Source organism: [Micrococcus luteus] ATCC 49442 (assembly GCF_010367585.1).
Taxonomy (GTDB): domain Bacteria; phylum Actinomycetota; class Actinomycetes; order Actinomycetales; family Micrococcaceae; genus Arthrobacter; species Arthrobacter luteus_A.
The window spans coordinates 3,472,794-3,490,340 of the sequence record NZ_JAAAXP010000001.1 but is presented as its reverse complement, the minus strand read 5'-3'; the positions used below and the strand labels follow the sequence as shown (position 1 = coordinate 3,490,340).

General features: G+C 59.0%; 3 protein-coding genes, 5 rRNA genes and 2 pseudogenes. 1 reads left to right on the top strand and 9 read right to left on the bottom strand.

Annotated elements, in window-relative coordinates; genetic code table 11:
- Nucleotides 1-111: 111 nt before the first annotated feature.
- On the top strand, nucleotides 112-1,434 hold the full coding sequence (locus GUV69_RS15910; protein WP_164200960.1) for an ISL3 family transposase: 1,323 nt from the start codon (nucleotides 112-114) through the stop codon (nucleotides 1,432-1,434).
- A 213-nt stretch (nucleotides 1,435-1,647) separates the two neighbouring features.
- On the opposite strand, the gene rrf (GUV69_RS15905) is transcribed toward GUV69_RS15910, so the two are convergent.
- From rrf (GUV69_RS15905) to GUV69_RS15870, 9 genes and pseudogenes are all read right to left on the bottom strand, one after another.
- Nucleotides 1,648-1,764 (bottom strand): 5S ribosomal RNA (gene rrf, locus GUV69_RS15905).
- A 236-nt stretch (nucleotides 1,765-2,000) separates the two neighbouring features.
- A 23S ribosomal RNA gene (locus GUV69_RS15900) occupies nucleotides 2,001-5,139 on the bottom strand.
- Nucleotides 5,140-5,646: 507 nt separating this feature from the next.
- Nucleotides 5,647-7,169: ribosomal RNA gene (locus GUV69_RS15895) — 16S ribosomal RNA — on the bottom strand.
- Together the 16S, 23S and 5S rRNA genes form the textbook arrangement of a ribosomal RNA operon.
- Before the next feature lie 1,324 nt (nucleotides 7,170-8,493).
- Nucleotides 8,494-8,926: pseudogene (locus tag GUV69_RS15890) on the bottom strand (dihydrofolate reductase family protein); the annotation flags it as partial.
- 81 nt (nucleotides 8,927-9,007) lie between these two features.
- The gene (locus GUV69_RS15885; RefSeq protein ID WP_164200960.1) at nucleotides 9,008-10,330 is read right to left on the bottom strand and encodes an ISL3 family transposase; all 1,323 of its coding nucleotides are present in this window, start codon (nucleotides 10,328-10,330) and stop codon (nucleotides 9,008-9,010) included.
- A 192-nt stretch (nucleotides 10,331-10,522) separates the two neighbouring features.
- On the bottom strand, nucleotides 10,523-11,845 hold the full coding sequence (locus GUV69_RS15880) for an ISL3 family transposase (RefSeq protein ID WP_164200960.1): 1,323 nt from the start codon (nucleotides 11,843-11,845) through the stop codon (nucleotides 10,523-10,525).
- A 692-nt stretch (nucleotides 11,846-12,537) separates the two neighbouring features.
- Nucleotides 12,538-13,135, bottom strand: a pseudogene (locus tag GUV69_RS23285) (IS1634 family transposase); the annotation flags it as partial.
- A 399-nt stretch (nucleotides 13,136-13,534) separates the two neighbouring features.
- Nucleotides 13,535-13,651: ribosomal RNA gene (gene rrf / locus GUV69_RS15875) — 5S ribosomal RNA — on the bottom strand.
- A 236-nt stretch (nucleotides 13,652-13,887) separates the two neighbouring features.
- Nucleotides 13,888-17,026: ribosomal RNA gene (locus GUV69_RS15870) — 23S ribosomal RNA — on the bottom strand.
- Between the last annotated feature and the right edge of the window lie 521 nt (nucleotides 17,027-17,547).

Here is a 17,547-nt window from a genome sequence, read left to right as displayed (position 1 = left end):
TGGCGCCATCGCGTAGGTATTCTGTGGTGCGGCGTGGTGCGGCAGGAAAGAGGTCAGGGCCTCTTTGAATTGGTAGCGACCAAGCAACCAAAACCAAAAAGAGACCCTGACATGAATAACTCTATGTCTTGTTCTGCTGGCCGCTGGTGCATGCGCGCGGATGCGCTGCTCGGTGTCGAGGGCGTCCACGTCAGCTCCGTCACGGCAACCAGGACTGGCCTCGTACTGGGCGTCGAAACCGGTGTGGACCTCGCCGGGTGCCCGGACTGCGGCGTCGTCGCGGTCGGCCACGGACGCCGCCAGGTCCGGCTCCATGACATTCCCTGTTTCGGCCAGCCGGTGCGGCTGCTGTGGGCCAAGCGTGTTTGGCGCTGCCCGGACCTGGACTGCCCAAAAACAACATTCAGTGAAGAACACCCGCTGGCCGGGCCGCGGGCGAAACTCACCGCCCGAGCCGCCCACTGGGCGACCGACGCGCTGCAGCGGTTCGATACCTCGGTCTCGGCCCTGGCCCACCAGCTCGGGGTCTCCTGGCACACCGTCTGGGACGCCATCAGAGCAGAAGCCACCCGCCGCATCAGGAACTCCGATCGGCTCGCCGGCGTTGACGCGCTCGGGGTGGATGAGCACGTCTGGTCACACACCGGCCCGCCGGGATCCGGCATGGTCACCGGAATCGTGGACCACACCCGCGACGAGAACGGCGTGGTGCACGCACGGCTACTTGACTTGGTTCCAGGCCGGTCCGGGAAGGCCTACGCCGACTGGCTCAAAGACCGTGGCCCCGGGTTCACCGCCGGGATCAAGACCGCCGCGCTGGATCCGTTCCGCGGCTACGCCAACGCGATCCGCGACGAACTGCCCGAAGCCATCACGGTCCTGGACGCCTTCCACGTCGTGAAACTCGGATCGGCCATGGTCGACGAAGTCCGCCGCCGGGTCCAGCAGAACACTCTCGGCCACCGCGGACGCAAGGGTGACCCGCTCTACGGTATCCGCCGGACCCTGCAGATCGGCGCCGAACATCTGACCGACAAGCAGTCCGCCCGGCTCGATGCGAAACTCAATGCCGGAGACCCCGACCACGAAGTCACCCTCGCATGGCAGTGCTACCAGAAGCTCCGCAACATCTATCACGCCCGGCCGGAGCGGGGCAGGGAACTCGTGAATGAAGTCATTGGGTCCTTCCCGTCCTGCCCAATCCCGGAAGTCGCCCGCCTCGGCCGGACACTCAAACAATGGAAAACCGCGATCCTGGCCTACTTCGAAACGAACGGCGCCTCCAACGGGCCTACCGAAGCAATCAACGGAGTCATCGAAACCACCCGCAGAATAGCCCGAGGCTTCCGCAACTTCACCAACTACCGGCTCAGATGCCTACTCGCCGCCGGCGGCCACCGGCACTACCGGATCAAACAAACCAACCATGCGTAAATGCGAAGGGCCCTTAATGCGGGTTTTTTGGGGAACGCTCTCTCACTTGATGTGGGGTTTTGGGGAACGCTCTCGCAGTGTGTGGTGTCCGACGGCGGTGCGGGCGGGGGTGCCGCGGTGCGGGGACCGTGGGTGCCGTGGGTTTTTGGTGTGGTGGTTAAATGTGGGAGACCCCCCGACACGTGTGTGTTGGGGGGTCTCGACCTAATGGTGTTCCGGCGGTGACCTACTCTCCCACACCCTCCCGGGTGCAGTACCATCGGCGCTGTGGGTCTTAGCTTCCGGGTTCGGAATGGGACCGGGCGTTTCCCCCACGCTATGACCGCCGTAACCCTTGCTCCGCACCCTTCGGGCCTAGGGCCGTGTGGGGTGGGAAATCTGTGGTTACAACATGCTTCCTGCCGGTGATGGCAGGTGTGGTGTTGATTATTGTGTTGTGTTTTTTGTTCCCTGCAACAAATTGGTTTGTTGTTTGGGAACCACATAGTGGACGCAAGCAGTCTTGTTATCTTTGTACTCTCCCCATGGGTGTGAACGTCTTTTGAATCCGTTCACGAGGAGAGTGTGTGGTGTAAGTTATCGGCCTATTAGTACCGGTCAGCTTCACGAGTCGTTAGTCCTCGCTTCCACATCCGGCCTATCAACCCAGTGGTCTGGCTGGGGGCCTCTCACACACAAGGTGTATGGAAATCTCATCTCGAAGCGAGCTTCCCGCTTAGATGCTTTCAGCGGTTATCCCATCCGAACGTAGCTAATCAGCGGTGCACTTGGCAGTACAACTGACACACCAGAGGTTCGTCCGTCCCGGTCCTCTCGTACTAAGGACAGCCCTTCTCAAATTTCCTGCGCGCGCAGCGGATAGGGACCGAACTGTCTCACGACGTTCTAAACCCAGCTCGCGTACCGCTTTAATGGGCGAACAGCCCAACCCTTGGGACCTACTCCAGCCCCAGGATGCGACGAGCCGACATCGAGGTGCCAAACCATGCCGTCGATATGGACTCTTGGGCAAGATCAGCCTGTTATCCCCGAGGTACCTTTTATCCGTTGAGCGACGGCCATTCCACAATGTACCGCCGGATCACTAGTCCCGACTTTCGTCCCTGCTCGAGATGTCTCTCTCACAGTCAAGCTCCCTTGTGCACTTACACTCGACACCTGATTGCCAACCAGGCTGAGGGAACCTTTGGGCGCCTCCGTTACTTTTTAGGAGGCAACCGCCCCAGTTAAACTACCCATCAGGCACTGTCCCTGACCCGGATTACGGGCCGAAGTTAGATGTCCAAAGTGACCAGAGTGGTATTTCAACGATGACTCCACCCGAACTGGCGTCCGGGCTTCAACGTCTCCCACCTATCCTACACAAGCCACTCCGAACACCAATACCAAACTATAGTAAAGGTCTCGGGGTCTTTCCGTCCTGCTGCGCGTAACGAGCATCTTTACTCGTACTGCAATTTCGCCGAGTTTATGGTTGAGACAGCGGGGAAGTCGTTACTCCATTCGTGCAGGTCGGAACTTACCCGACAAGGAATTTCGCTACCTTAGGATGGTTATAGTTACCACCGCCGTTTACTGGGGCTTAAATTCTCAGCTTCGCCCGTAAGGGCTAACCGGTCCTCTTAACCTTCCAGCACCGGGCAGGAGTCAGTCCGTATACATCGTCTTGCGACTTCGCACGGACCTGTGTTTTTAGTAAACAGTCGCTTCCCCCTGGTCTCTGCGGCCCCGATCCCCTCCCACCAGCGTGTGGTGTTCAAGGTTGGGGCCCCCCTTCTCCCGAAGTTACGGGGGCATTTTGCCGAGTTCCTTAACCATAATTCTCTCGATCGCCTTAGTATTCTCTACCTGATCACCTGTGTCGGTTTGGGGTACGGGCGGCTAAAACCTCGCGTCGATGCTTTTCTCGGCAGCATAGGATCACCAAATCCCCCCTCACGGGGGTCCCATCAGATCTCAGGCATCATGAACAGCGGATTTGCCTACCGTTCGCCCTACATCCTTAGACCGGGACAACCATCGCCCGGCTTGGCTACCTTCCTGCGTCACACCTGTTAATACGCTTGCCTCCCAGGATCAGGTCCCGCGCTCCACCAAAACCCTTCCACCACAAGGGCGGTCAGGCAGGCTTCGGGCGGTTAGTATCCCCTGTTCAACATGGACGGTTTTTCGCCGGTACGGGAATATCAACCCGTTGTCCATCGACTACGCCTGTCGGCCTCGCCTTAGGTCCCGACTTACCCAGGGCAGATTAGCTTGACCCTGGAACCCTTGATCATTCGGCGGACGGGTTTCTCACCCGTCTTTCGCTACTCATGCCTGCATTCTCACTCGTGTAGGCTCCACCGCTGGTTTACACCGCGACTTCACTGCCCACACGACGCTCCCCTACCACTCCAAACGCCTGAACCAACCCCACAAGGGAGCGGCTTGGCTATTATTTGAAATCCACAACTTCGGCGGTGTACTTGAGCCCCGCTACATTGTCGGCGCGGAATCACTTGACCAGTGAGCTATTACGCACTCTTTTAAGGATGGCTGCTTCTAAGCCAACCTCCTGGTTGTCTTCGCAACTCCACATCCTTTCCCACTTAGCACACGCTTAGGGGCCTTAGTTGGTGGTCTGGGCTGTTTCCCTCTCGACTATGAAGCTTATCCCCCACAGTCTCACTGCTGCGCTCTCACTTACCGGCATTCGGAGTTTGGCTGACGTCAGTAACCTTGTAGGGCCCATTAGCCATCCAGTAGCTCTACCTCCAGCAAGAAACACGCAACGCTGCACCTAAATGCATTTCGGGGAGAACCAGCTATCACGAAGTTTGATTGGCCTTTCACCCCTACCCACAGCTCATCCCCTCCATTTTCAACTGAAGTGGGTTCGGTCCTCCACGACGTCTTACCGTCGCTTCAACCTGGCCATGGGTAGATCACTTCGCTTCGGGTCTAGATCACGCCACTGCAACGCCCTATTCAGACTCGCTTTCGCTACGGCTTCCCCACACGGGTTAACCTCGCGACGTAACACTAACTCGCAGGCTCATTCTTCAAAAGGCACGCCGTCACCAGAATCAGACTGGCTCCGACGGATTGTAAGCACACGGTTTCAGGTACTGTTTCACTCCCCTCCCGGGGTACTTTTCACCTTTCCCTCACGGTACTGGTCCGCTATCGGTCATTAGGGAGTATTTAGGCTTATCAGGTGGTCCTGACAGATTCGCACGGGATTTCTCGGGCCCCGTGCTACTTGGGATACTCTCCAGGCGGCACAAAACATTTCGGTTACGGGGCTCACACCCTCTCTGGCCGGCCTTTCAAGACCGTTCACCTATGCCTGCACATCACACCCCACTGTCCCGGCAGAGACAGTATGGAAAGTCCCACAACCCCGACCATGCAACGCCCGCCGGCTATCACACATGGAACGGTTTAGCCTGATCCGCGTTCGCTCGCCACTACTAACGGAATCACTATTGTTTTCTCTTCCTGCGGGTACTGAGATGTTTCACTTCCCCGCGTTCCCTCCACGCACCCTATGTGTTCAGATGCGGGTCACCAGGCAGATCGCTCCCCTGGCGGGGTTTCCCCATTCGGACACCCTGGGATCACAGTCCGGTTATCGACTCCCCCAGGCTTATCGCAGATTCCTACGTCCTTCTTCGGCTCCTAATGCCAAGGCATCCACCGTGTGCTCTTAAAAACTTGACCACAAAAGATCAAAAAAACTACTTCACGAGAGAACCATGAAAACCATCACTCCATCCCGAAAGACAGAACAACAGATCCAGGTTCATATTCTTGGAAATTGCTTCTTATAAAAGATGCTCGCGTCCACTATGTAGTTCTCAAACAACAACCCCAAACCACACACCCCACACACACAACATGCGCGATCGGTGCAGCCAGGAAACCAGAAACAAACAAGTACCAGGAACCCTCCCCAAGGGAAGAACCCCGGCCCTGTTGCCTCAGGACCCAACAGTGTGCCAAACACTACCCAGCAACCCGAACCAGCGAGCGTTCCAGGACAACTGATCTTCCGAAGAAAAACAATGTCCGTACTAACAACCGGTCCGTGCCACCAGGCACCTATTTGTTGATATTCCACCCGTGAGCACCCGCCGCAGAACTTACGTCTGCGCAACGGGCATATACTCCTGACAACCCCGCCACACTCACATAACGTGAGGCACGGTGACTGTAGGTGCTCCTTAGAAAGGAGGTGATCCAGCCGCACCTTCCGGTACGGCTACCTTGTTACGACTTAGTCCCAATCGCCAGTCCCACCTTCGACAGCTCCCTCCCCGTAAGGGGTTAGGCCACCGGCTTCGGGTGTTACCAACTTTCGTGACTTGACGGGCGGTGTGTACAAGGCCCGGGAACGTATTCACCGCAGCGTTGCTGATCTGCGATTACTAGCGACTCCGACTTCATGGGGTCGAGTTGCAGACCCCAATCCGAACTGAGACCGGCTTTTTGGGATTAGCTCCACCTCACAGTATCGCAACCCTTTGTACCGGCCATTGTAGCATGCGTGAAGCCCAAGACATAAGGGGCATGATGATTTGACGTCGTCCCCACCTTCCTCCGAGTTGACCCCGGCAGTCTCCTATGAGTCCCCGCCATAACGCGCTGGCAACATAGAACGAGGGTTGCGCTCGTTGCGGGACTTAACCCAACATCTCACGACACGAGCTGACGACAACCATGCACCACCTGTGAACCGACCGCAAGCGGGGCACCTGTTTCCAGGTATTTCCAGTCCATGTCAAGCCTTGGTAAGGTTCTTCGCGTTGCATCGAATTAATCCGCATGCTCCGCCGCTTGTGCGGGCCCCCGTCAATTCCTTTGAGTTTTAGCCTTGCGGCCGTACTCCCCAGGCGGGGCACTTAATGCGTTAGCTACGGCGCGGAAAACGTGGAATGTCCCCCACACCTAGTGCCCAACGTTTACGGCATGGACTACCAGGGTATCTAATCCTGTTCGCTCCCCATGCTTTCGCTCCTCAGCGTCAGTTAATGCCCAGAGACCTGCCTTCGCCATCGGTGTTCCTCCTGATATCTGCGCATTTCACCGCTACACCAGGAATTCCAGTCTCCCCTACATCACTCTAGTCTGCCCGTACCCACCGCAGATCCGGAGTTGAGCCCCGGACTTTCACGGCAGACGCGACAAACCGCCTACGAGCTCTTTACGCCCAATAATTCCGGATAACGCTTGCGCCCTACGTATTACCGCGGCTGCTGGCACGTAGTTAGCCGGCGCTTCTTCTGCAGGTACCGTCACTTTCGCTTCTTCCCTACTGAAAGAGGTTTACAACCCGAAGGCCGTCATCCCTCACGCGGCGTCGCTGCATCAGGCTTTCGCCCATTGTGCAATATTCCCCACTGCTGCCTCCCGTAGGAGTCTGGGCCGTGTCTCAGTCCCAGTGTGGCCGGTCACCCTCTCAGGCCGGCTACCCGTCGTCGCCTTGGTGAGCCATTACCTCACCAACAAGCTGATAGGCCGCGAGTCCATCCAAAACCACAAAAGCTTTCCACCCCCCACCATGCGATGAGGAGTCATATCCGGTATTAGACCCAGTTTCCCAGGCTTATCCCAGAGTCAAGGGCAGGTTACTCACGTGTTACTCACCCGTTCGCCACTAATCCCCCCACAAGTGAGGTTCATCGTTCGACTTGCATGTGTTAAGCACGCCGCCAGCGTTCATCCTGAGCCAGGATCAAACTCTCCGTTGAAGTAAAACAAAAACGAACACAACCAACACCCCCGGAAATAACGGAAGACGAAGGCTGCAAAATTTGAAACCAGCTGTAAAAACCAGACCCAATCCACGGGGTGGACAGGCCTGGCAAATTCAACCAATTCAATACAATAAATTGGTATCAACAAACTTGGCACACTATTGAGTTCTCAAACAACAGACACACCCGGCACCACCACCAGCACTAAACAGCCGTGGATCGCTCCGGAGCAACTTTTCAAACTTACCCGATCCCAGGAAGCTTTGCAAATCAGCGTTTCCGCGATTTCCTGCTCCGACGAACCGGCCCCACCCGTACCTGGCACACCAGAAAGTGCGCCATTCTCAGGCCGTTGAAGAAGGGGGCTTGTCGCTATTTTCCCGCATCAGCGGCGGCGACTCAGAAAACAATACACGCCCCCAACCCACACCGCAAATCCACCACCAACACCACCCCCAAACCCCCAAAAACCCCGCCAACACACCAAACCCGGACCCTCCCCAACGCAAAACAGGCCCCCACAGCCGGCATCCGACACTGTTCCCTGAATCACACCCCATGGTGCCTCCAAGCCAGCGGCGCTCCACCCCATTTCCTATGGGTCACACCGAACCGTCACCGCAAGCGCCCGGCAAACTAGCCTGCCCCGTGGAAGACCGTCCCGGCCTTAACGGCCAGGCTGACCGGGGCAAGGCCTTCAGGCACGCTAACCAAGTCACCCAAACTAAGTTGGCTTTCCGCTCCAGGCATGAGTCACACCGAAGAGGACCACTAAGCCTCGGATCGCGTCAGAGGTCTAGGGCCAAGACAACCAATGCAGAAATGCGGCCGCCCGATGGCGTATGCATCCTCCGCGGGTAAAATGAGGCGAAATTCGCCTATGAACGTACTCGTTCCGATAGAGGAGCCGGTTGTCGCGAGGCAGCCTGGTGATCTCCTTGCCGGCCGGTGGAACATAGCGATGGCGCTGACCAGCAAGGGATACGCCGGCTCGATGAGTGACGGCAGCCAGGCTGGCATGGAGCTTTTACCGGCCGCCCCCCAAGTTGCGGACGCCATTTGGCGCACCCGTACCAGTTAGGTCGCCAACGGTAGAACCCCTGCCGGCGACAACCGAGCCGGAGGCGAGATCCGCCGCCAACCGCAAGAGCCTGGCCAGATTCCCGTACCAGAGGCCCTCGACTGAGAGCCCGCGAACTGAACGTTCGTAATCCTGCCGCCTACCGGCGAACCGCTGGTTGTGGGGGCAACGGCGGCACGTACACCGGGCAGCCGCACAGGTGCTAGGCCAGCGAGCGAGGCCTGATCTGTGTCACCGCTGCGCGTGGACCGACCCGAAGTAGCGCCTGCCGGACCTGAACACGATAGGTACGACGTCCATGCGCACCTCGTCGACCAGACCCGCGGCAAGCACCTGGCCGCCGACGAAGCGAAACGGCGCCGCGGCGTTCCACCCCTCAGAGTCACTCGGGCCGATGCGTCACCACGACCACATAGTCGGCCCCTGCCTGAGGCTTCCCGTCCCAGCCGTCCGCCGTGTCGAAAACGTGGCGGACGGCAACGGTCGCCCCGATCTGGGCCCAGTGCGCCCGGGTGTAGTCGGAGGACCGCTGCGACACCTTCAAATGCCCCGTTATCGTCCGACCCACGTCACCGCTGGACAACCAATCGAACAGGCGTCCGGGCTTGTCGTTTCCGTCCGCGATGAACCCGTCCACCGACACCGAGCCGTACATGACCACCTTGCCCATGGGGGAGCTCTTTTATGCTTTGAGGTGCCCCGGATTAGCGCCTCAGTATCTCCGAAGTACCCCATATCGGGCCCTTCGCATTTACGCATGGTTGGTTTGTTTGATCCGGTAGTGCCGGTGGCCGCCGGCGGCGAGTAGGCATCTGAGCCGGTAGTTGGTGAAGTTGCGGAAGCCTCGGGCTATTCTGCGGGTGGTTTCGATGACTCCGTTGATTGCTTCGGTAGGCCCGTTGGAGGCGCCGTTCGTTTCGAAGTAGGCCAGGATCGCGGTTTTCCATTGTTTGAGTGTCCGGCCGAGGCGGGCGACTTCCGGGATTGGGCAGGACGGGAAGGACCCAATGACTTCATTCACGAGTTCCCTGCCCCGCTCCGGCCGGGCGTGATAGATGTTGCGGAGCTTCTGGTAGCACTGCCATGCGAGGGTGACTTCGTGGTCGGGGTCTCCGGCATTGAGTTTCGCATCGAGCCGGGCGGACTGCTTGTCGGTCAGATGTTCGGCGCCGATCTGCAGGGTCCGGCGGATACCGTAGAGCGGGTCACCCTTGCGTCCGCGGTGGCCGAGAGTGTTCTGCTGGACCCGGCGGCGGACTTCGTCGACCATGGCCGATCCGAGTTTCACGACGTGGAAGGCGTCCAGGACCGTGATGGCTTCGGGCAGTTCGTCGCGGATCGCGTTGGCGTAGCCGCGGAACGGATCCAGCGCGGCGGTCTTGATCCCGGCGGTGAACCCGGGGCCACGGTCTTTGAGCCAGTCGGCGTAGGCCTTCCCGGACCGGCCTGGAACCAAGTCAAGTAGCCGTGCGTGCACCACGCCGTTCTCGTCGCGGGTGTGGTCCACGATTCCGGTGACCATGCCGGATCCCGGCGGGCCGGTGTGTGACCAGACGTGCTCATCCACCCCGAGCGCGTCAACGCCGGCGAGCCGATCGGAGTTCCTGATGCGGCGGGTGGCTTCTGCTCTGATGGCGTCCCAGACGGTGTGCCAGGAGACCCCGAGCTGGTGGGCCAGGGCCGAGACCGAGGTATCGAACCGCTGCAGCGCGTCGGTCGCCCAGTGGGCGGCTCGGGCGGTGAGTTTCGCCCGCGGCCCGGCCAGCGGGTGTTCTTCACTGAATGTTGTTTTTGGGCAGTCCAGGTCCGGGCAGCGCCAAACACGCTTGGCCCACAGCAGCCGCACCGGCTGGCCGAAACAGGGAATGTCATGGAGCCGGACCTGGCGGCGTCCGTGGCCGACCGCGACGACGCCGCAGTCCGGGCACCCGGCGAGGTCCACACCGGTTTCGACGCCCAGTACGAGGCCAGTCCTGGTTGCCGTGACGGAGCTGACGTGGACGCCCTCGACACCGAGCAGCGCATCCGCGCGCATGCACCAGCGGCCAGCAGAACAAGACATAGAGTTATTCATGTCAGGGTCTCTTTTTGGTTTTGGTTGCTTGGTCGCTACCAATTCAAAGAGGCCCTGACCTCTTTCCTGCCGCACCACGCCGCACCACAGAATACCTACGCGATGGCGCCATCCTCAGACTGCGCATCCATGCTTATCTGCGAAGGCCCCCATATCGGGGTGGGGTGGTCGTCGTTTACGGGCCCTTCGCATTTACGCATGGTTGGTTTGTTTGATCCGGTAGTGCCGGTGGCCGCCGGCGGCGAGTAGGCATCTGAGCCGGTAGTTGGTGAAGTTGCGGAAGCCTCGGGCTATTCTGCGGGTGGTTTCGATGACTCCGTTGATTGCTTCGGTAGGCCCGTTGGAGGCGCCGTTCGTTTCGAAGTAGGCCAGGATCGCGGTTTTCCATTGTTTGAGTGTCCGGCCGAGGCGGGCGACTTCCGGGATTGGGCAGGACGGGAAGGACCCAATGACTTCATTCACGAGTTCCCTGCCCCGCTCCGGCCGGGCGTGATAGATGTTGCGGAGCTTCTGGTAGCACTGCCATGCGAGGGTGACTTCGTGGTCGGGGTCTCCGGCATTGAGTTTCGCATCGAGCCGGGCGGACTGCTTGTCGGTCAGATGTTCGGCGCCGATCTGCAGGGTCCGGCGGATACCGTAGAGCGGGTCACCCTTGCGTCCGCGGTGGCCGAGAGTGTTCTGCTGGACCCGGCGGCGGACTTCGTCGACCATGGCCGATCCGAGTTTCACGACGTGGAAGGCGTCCAGGACCGTGATGGCTTCGGGCAGTTCGTCGCGGATCGCGTTGGCGTAGCCGCGGAACGGATCCAGCGCGGCGGTCTTGATCCCGGCGGTGAACCCGGGGCCACGGTCTTTGAGCCAGTCGGCGTAGGCCTTCCCGGACCGGCCTGGAACCAAGTCAAGTAGCCGTGCGTGCACCACGCCGTTCTCGTCGCGGGTGTGGTCCACGATTCCGGTGACCATGCCGGATCCCGGCGGGCCGGTGTGTGACCAGACGTGCTCATCCACCCCGAGCGCGTCAACGCCGGCGAGCCGATCGGAGTTCCTGATGCGGCGGGTGGCTTCTGCTCTGATGGCGTCCCAGACGGTGTGCCAGGAGACCCCGAGCTGGTGGGCCAGGGCCGAGACCGAGGTATCGAACCGCTGCAGCGCGTCGGTCGCCCAGTGGGCGGCTCGGGCGGTGAGTTTCGCCCGCGGCCCGGCCAGCGGGTGTTCTTCACTGAATGTTGTTTTTGGGCAGTCCAGGTCCGGGCAGCGCCAAACACGCTTGGCCCACAGCAGCCGCACCGGCTGGCCGAAACAGGGAATGTCATGGAGCCGGACCTGGCGGCGTCCGTGGCCGACCGCGACGACGCCGCAGTCCGGGCACCCGGCGAGGTCCACACCGGTTTCGACGCCCAGTACGAGGCCAGTCCTGGTTGCCGTGACGGAGCTGACGTGGACGCCCTCGACACCGAGCAGCGCATCCGCGCGCATGCACCAGCGGCCAGCAGAACAAGACATAGAGTTATTCATGTCAGGGTCTCTTTTTGGTTTTGGTTGCTTGGTCGCTACCAATTCAAAGAGGCCCTGACCTCTTTCCTGCCGCACCACGCCGCACCACAGAATACCTACGCGATGGCGCCATCCTCAGACTGCGCATCCATGCTTATCTGCGAAGGCCCCGTTTACGGGGCTCCTCGGGAGGCACCGGGGTGTTTCCGGTTGTCGGTTGGGCGCCAGGGCCGACCGGCGCCGATCAACGGCAAACGCGCGGGGTGCCGGGTGATAGTTGCCCGCCGCAGCTGGCCGGGTCGTACTGGAACTGTCGGAGCTCTTGCGGGCATCGGCAGGCGACGGCGATCTTCGCGGCCCAACCGACGGCAGCTCCCGCGAGGGGCGTTCGAGAACGGTGTAGCCACCGTTAGGTACCTTGGGGCTTGGGCACGCGCCGTCGATGACGGCGGCAACATCCGTCCGCTATCAAGGCACCGCTCCGATGCCACGACCGATTGTGGCTCCGCACATGTCGTCAAGATAGACGCTGTCACGACCTGCCTGCATGACCTGGCCGAGCGGTACTGGCTAAGTCTTCGACCTGACTTGGCTCATTTGCTTTGCGCGTGAGTTTCGGGTTGTGGAGGGCGTCGAGAATGGCCTGCTGCTCGGCGGCGATGTCCCGGGCAAAATGCCTGGTTGGCGCCGTTGATGGCGATGGTCGCTGATCACAGGGACCTGAGTTGTTTGATGACGTTACGAACTGCCAGGCCTGTCTTGTTCTGGACAGTCCGGGAGACCGCAATCGCGGTGAAAACGGTGGTCAGGTGCGCCTCGATAGCGTCGCGGGTGCGGTGGGACATGGGGTCCGGGCTGATTTCTGTCCCTCGATGACCTCGCGGGCCCGGTTCTCCTGGGCCGTGAGCGGGGTGTTGTCATGGACGGCCCGTTTGCGGGAGTACGCCCGAACTGCCCGCCAGGAGCCGGGGTGCGCGGCAGGTTCCCAGACGGGTTCTGCGCCCAGGTCGGGGTTGTTCTCGTTCGTGTGGCCGGTCCTGGGAGTTGTGTGTCGATCAGTTGCCCGGCGCTGAACGCATCGCCGTGCCAGCGGAAATGCGAGGCCAGGTCATTCGGCGCTTTCGTCATCCGGGAGCCGACGATGAACCGCAGGTTCGCCTCGTACAGCTCGCGCAGGTTGCCCGCTGAGAGCATGCCGGCATCGGCGACAACGACCATGTCGGCCAAGCCGTGGCGGGCTTGGAACTGCTCGATGATCGGGACGATGGTCCCGGTTTCGGCCTTGTTGCCCTCGAAGCAGCGGGTGGGTAACGTGCCGTCGATGATGGAGGCAACATCCGTCCCCTCTCAAGGCACTGCTCCGATGCAACGACCGATTATGGCTCCCGACATGTCGTCAAGCTAAACGCTGTCACGATCTGCCCGTATGACCTGGCCGAGCGGTACCGGCTAAATGTTCGACGGCGGTGCTGTGGGTGTGGGGCACTAGGCCTGTGCACCTCGGGGTGATTTTGCCCGCGTTGGGTGAGAGAGGGTCAGCGGTTTTCGCACGTTAAGTGAGAGAGGGTTTGCGGGTGGGCTTGGTTTGGCCGGTTTTTTGGTGGGGTGGTTAAAGCGGGAGAGCCTCCAGGGTGTGGCTGGAGGCTCTGGACGGTTAAATGTGGGAGACCCCCCGACACGTGTGTGTTGGGGGGTCTCGACCTAATGGTGTTCCGGCGGTGACCTACTCTCCCACACCCTCCCGGGTGCAGTACCATCGGCGCTGTGGGTCTTAGCTTCCGGGTTCGGAATGGGACCGGGCGTTTCCCCCACGCTATGACCGCCGTAACCCTTGCTCCGCACCCTTCGGGCCTAGGGCCGTGTGGGGTGGGAAATCTGTGGTTACAACATGCTTCCTGCCGGTGATGGCAGGTGTGGTGTTGATTATTGTGTTGTGTTTTTTGTTCCCTGCAACAAATTGGTTTGTTGTTTGGGAACCACATAGTGGACGCAAGCAGTCTTGTTATCTTTGTACTCTCCCCATGGGTGTGAACGTCTTTTGAATCCGTTCACGAGGAGAGTGTGTGGTGTAAGTTATCGGCCTATTAGTACCGGTCAGCTTCACGAGTCGTTAGTCCTCGCTTCCACATCCGGCCTATCAACCCAGTGGTCTGGCTGGGGGCCTCTCACACACAAGGTGTATGGAAATCTCATCTCGAAGCGAGCTTCCCGCTTAGATGCTTTCAGCGGTTATCCCATCCGAACGTAGCTAATCAGCGGTGCACTTGGCAGTACAACTGACACACCAGAGGTTCGTCCGTCCCGGTCCTCTCGTACTAAGGACAGCCCTTCTCAAATTTCCTGCGCGCGCAGCGGATAGGGACCGAACTGTCTCACGACGTTCTAAACCCAGCTCGCGTACCGCTTTAATGGGCGAACAGCCCAACCCTTGGGACCTACTCCAGCCCCAGGATGCGACGAGCCGACATCGAGGTGCCAAACCATGCCGTCGATATGGACTCTTGGGCAAGATCAGCCTGTTATCCCCGAGGTACCTTTTATCCGTTGAGCGACGGCCATTCCACAATGTACCGCCGGATCACTAGTCCCGACTTTCGTCCCTGCTCGAGATGTCTCTCTCACAGTCAAGCTCCCTTGTGCACTTACACTCGACACCTGATTGCCAACCAGGCTGAGGGAACCTTTGGGCGCCTCCGTTACTTTTTAGGAGGCAACCGCCCCAGTTAAACTACCCATCAGGCACTGTCCCTGACCCGGATTACGGGCCGAAGTTAGATGTCCAAAGTGACCAGAGTGGTATTTCAACGATGACTCCACCCGAACTGGCGTCCGGGCTTCAACGTCTCCCACCTATCCTACACAAGCCACTCCGAACACCAATACCAAACTATAGTAAAGGTCTCGGGGTCTTTCCGTCCTGCTGCGCGTAACGAGCATCTTTACTCGTACTGCAATTTCGCCGAGTTTATGGTTGAGACAGCGGGGAAGTCGTTACTCCATTCGTGCAGGTCGGAACTTACCCGACAAGGAATTTCGCTACCTTAGGATGGTTATAGTTACCACCGCCGTTTACTGGGGCTTAAATTCTCAGCTTCGCCCGTAAGGGCTAACCGGTCCTCTTAACCTTCCAGCACCGGGCAGGAGTCAGTCCGTATACATCGTCTTGCGACTTCGCACGGACCTGTGTTTTTAGTAAACAGTCGCTTCCCCCTGGTCTCTGCGGCCCCGATCCCCTCCCACCAGCGTGTGGTGTTCAAGGTTGGGGCCCCCCTTCTCCCGAAGTTACGGGGGCATTTTGCCGAGTTCCTTAACCATAATTCTCTCGATCGCCTTAGTATTCTCTACCTGATCACCTGTGTCGGTTTGGGGTACGGGCGGCTAAAACCTCGCGTCGATGCTTTTCTCGGCAGCATAGGATCACCAAATCCCCCCTCACGGGGGTCCCATCAGATCTCAGGCATCATGAACAGCGGATTTGCCTACCGTTCGCCCTACATCCTTAGACCGGGACAACCATCGCCCGGCTTGGCTACCTTCCTGCGTCACACCTGTTAATACGCTTGCCTCCCAGGATCAGGTCCCGCGCTCCACCAAAACCCTTCCACCACAAGGGCGGTCAGGCAGGCTTCGGGCGGTTAGTATCCCCTGTTCAACATGGACGGTTTTTCGCCGGTACGGGAATATCAACCCGTTGTCCATCGACTACGCCTGTCGGCCTCGCCTTAGGTCCCGACTTACCCAGGGCAGATTAGCTTGACCCTGGAACCCTTGATCATTCGGCGGACGGGTTTCTCACCCGTCTTTCGCTACTCATGCCTGCATTCTCACTCGTGTAGGCTCCACCGCTGGTTTACACCGCGACTTCACTGCCCACACGACGCTCCCCTACCACTCCAAACGCCTGAACCAACCCCACAAGGGAGCGGCTTGGCTAATATTTGAAATCCACAACTTCGGCGGTGTACTTGAGCCCCGCTACATTGTCGGCGCGGAATCACTTGACCAGTGAGCTATTACGCACTCTTTTAAGGATGGCTGCTTCTAAGCCAACCTCCTGGTTGTCTTCGCAACTCCACATCCTTTCCCACTTAGCACACGCTTAGGGGCCTTAGTTGGTGGTCTGGGCTGTTTCCCTCTCGACTATGAAGCTTATCCCCCACAGTCTCACTGCTGCGCTCTCACTTACCGGCATTCGGAGTTTGGCTGACGTCAGTAACCTTGTAGGGCCCATTAGCCATCCAGTAGCTCTACCTCCAGCAAGAAACACGCAACGCTGCACCTAAATGCATTTCGGGGAGAACCAGCTATCACGAAGTTTGATTGGCCTTTCACCCCTACCCACAGCTCATCCCCTCCATTTTCAACTGAAGTGGGTTCGGTCCTCCACGACGTCTTACCGTCGCTTCAACCTGGCCATGGGTAGATCACTTCGCTTCGGGTCTAGATCACGCCACTGCAACGCCCTATTCAGACTCGCTTTCGCTACGGCTTCCCCACACGGGTTAACCTCGCGACGTAACACTAACTCGCAGGCTCATTCTTCAAAAGGCACGCCGTCACCAGAATCAGACTGGCTCCGACGGATTGTAAGCACACGGTTTCAGGTACTGTTTCACTCCCCTCCCGGGGTACTTTTCACCTTTCCCTCACGGTACTGGTCCGCTATCGGTCATTAGGGAGTATTTAGGCTTATCAGGTGGTCCTGACAGATTCGCACGGGATTTCTCGGGCCCCGTGCTACTTGGGATACTCTCCAGGCGGCACAAAACATTTCGGTTACGGGGCTCACACCCTCTCTGGCCGGCCTTTCAAGACCGTTCACCTATGCCTGCACATCACACCCCACTGTCCCGGCAGAGACAGTATGGAAAGTCCCACAACCCCGACCATGCAACGCCCGCCGGCTATCACACATGGAACGGTTTAGCCTGATCCGCGTTCGCTCGCCACTACTAACGGAATCACTATTGTTTTCTCTTCCTGCGGGTACTGAGATGTTTCACTTCCCCGCGTTCCCTCCACGCACCCTATGTGTTCAGATGCGGGTCACCAGGCAGATCGCTCCCCTGGCGGGGTTTCCCCATTCGGACACCCTGGGATCACAGTCCGGTTATCGACTCCCCCAGGCTTATCGCAGATTCCTACGTCCTTCTTCGGCTCCTAATGCCAAGGCATCCACCGTGTGCTCTTAAAAACTTGACCACAAAAGATCAAAAAAACTACTTCACGAGAGAACCATGAAAACCATCACTCCATCCCGAAAGACAGAACAACAGATCCAGGTTCATATTCTTGGAAATTGCTTCTTATAAAAGATGCTCGCGTCCACTATGTAGTTCTCAAACAACAACCCCAAACCACACACCCCACACACACAACATGCGCGATCGGTGCAGCCAGGAAACCAGAAACAAACAAGTACCAGGAACACAACACATCACAACCCGTAAGCCACGACGCATCCCTCCCCGGCCCTGTTGCCTCAGGACCCAACAGTGTGCCAAACACTACCCAGCAACCCGAACCAGCGAGCGTTCCAGGACAACTGATCTTCCGAAGAAAAACAATGTCCGTACTAACAACCGGTCCGTGCCACCAGGCACCTATTTGTTGATATTCCACCCGTGAGCACCCGCCGCAGAACTTACGTCTGCGCAACGGGCATATACTCCTGACAACCCCGCCACACTCACATAACGTGAGGCACGGTGACTGTAGGTGCT

Bases quoted from the DNA above. Each gene is read 5' to 3' on its own strand.
- GUV69_RS15910 (WP_164200960.1), top strand. From the start codon at position 112: ATGAATAACTCTATGTCTTGTTCTGCTGGCCGCTGGTGCATGCGCGCG.
- GUV69_RS15885 (WP_164200960.1), bottom strand. From the start codon at position 10,330: ATGAATAACTCTATGTCTTGTTCTGCTGGCCGCTGGTGCATGCGCGCG.
- GUV69_RS15880 (WP_164200960.1), bottom strand. From the start codon at position 11,845: ATGAATAACTCTATGTCTTGTTCTGCTGGCCGCTGGTGCATGCGCGCG.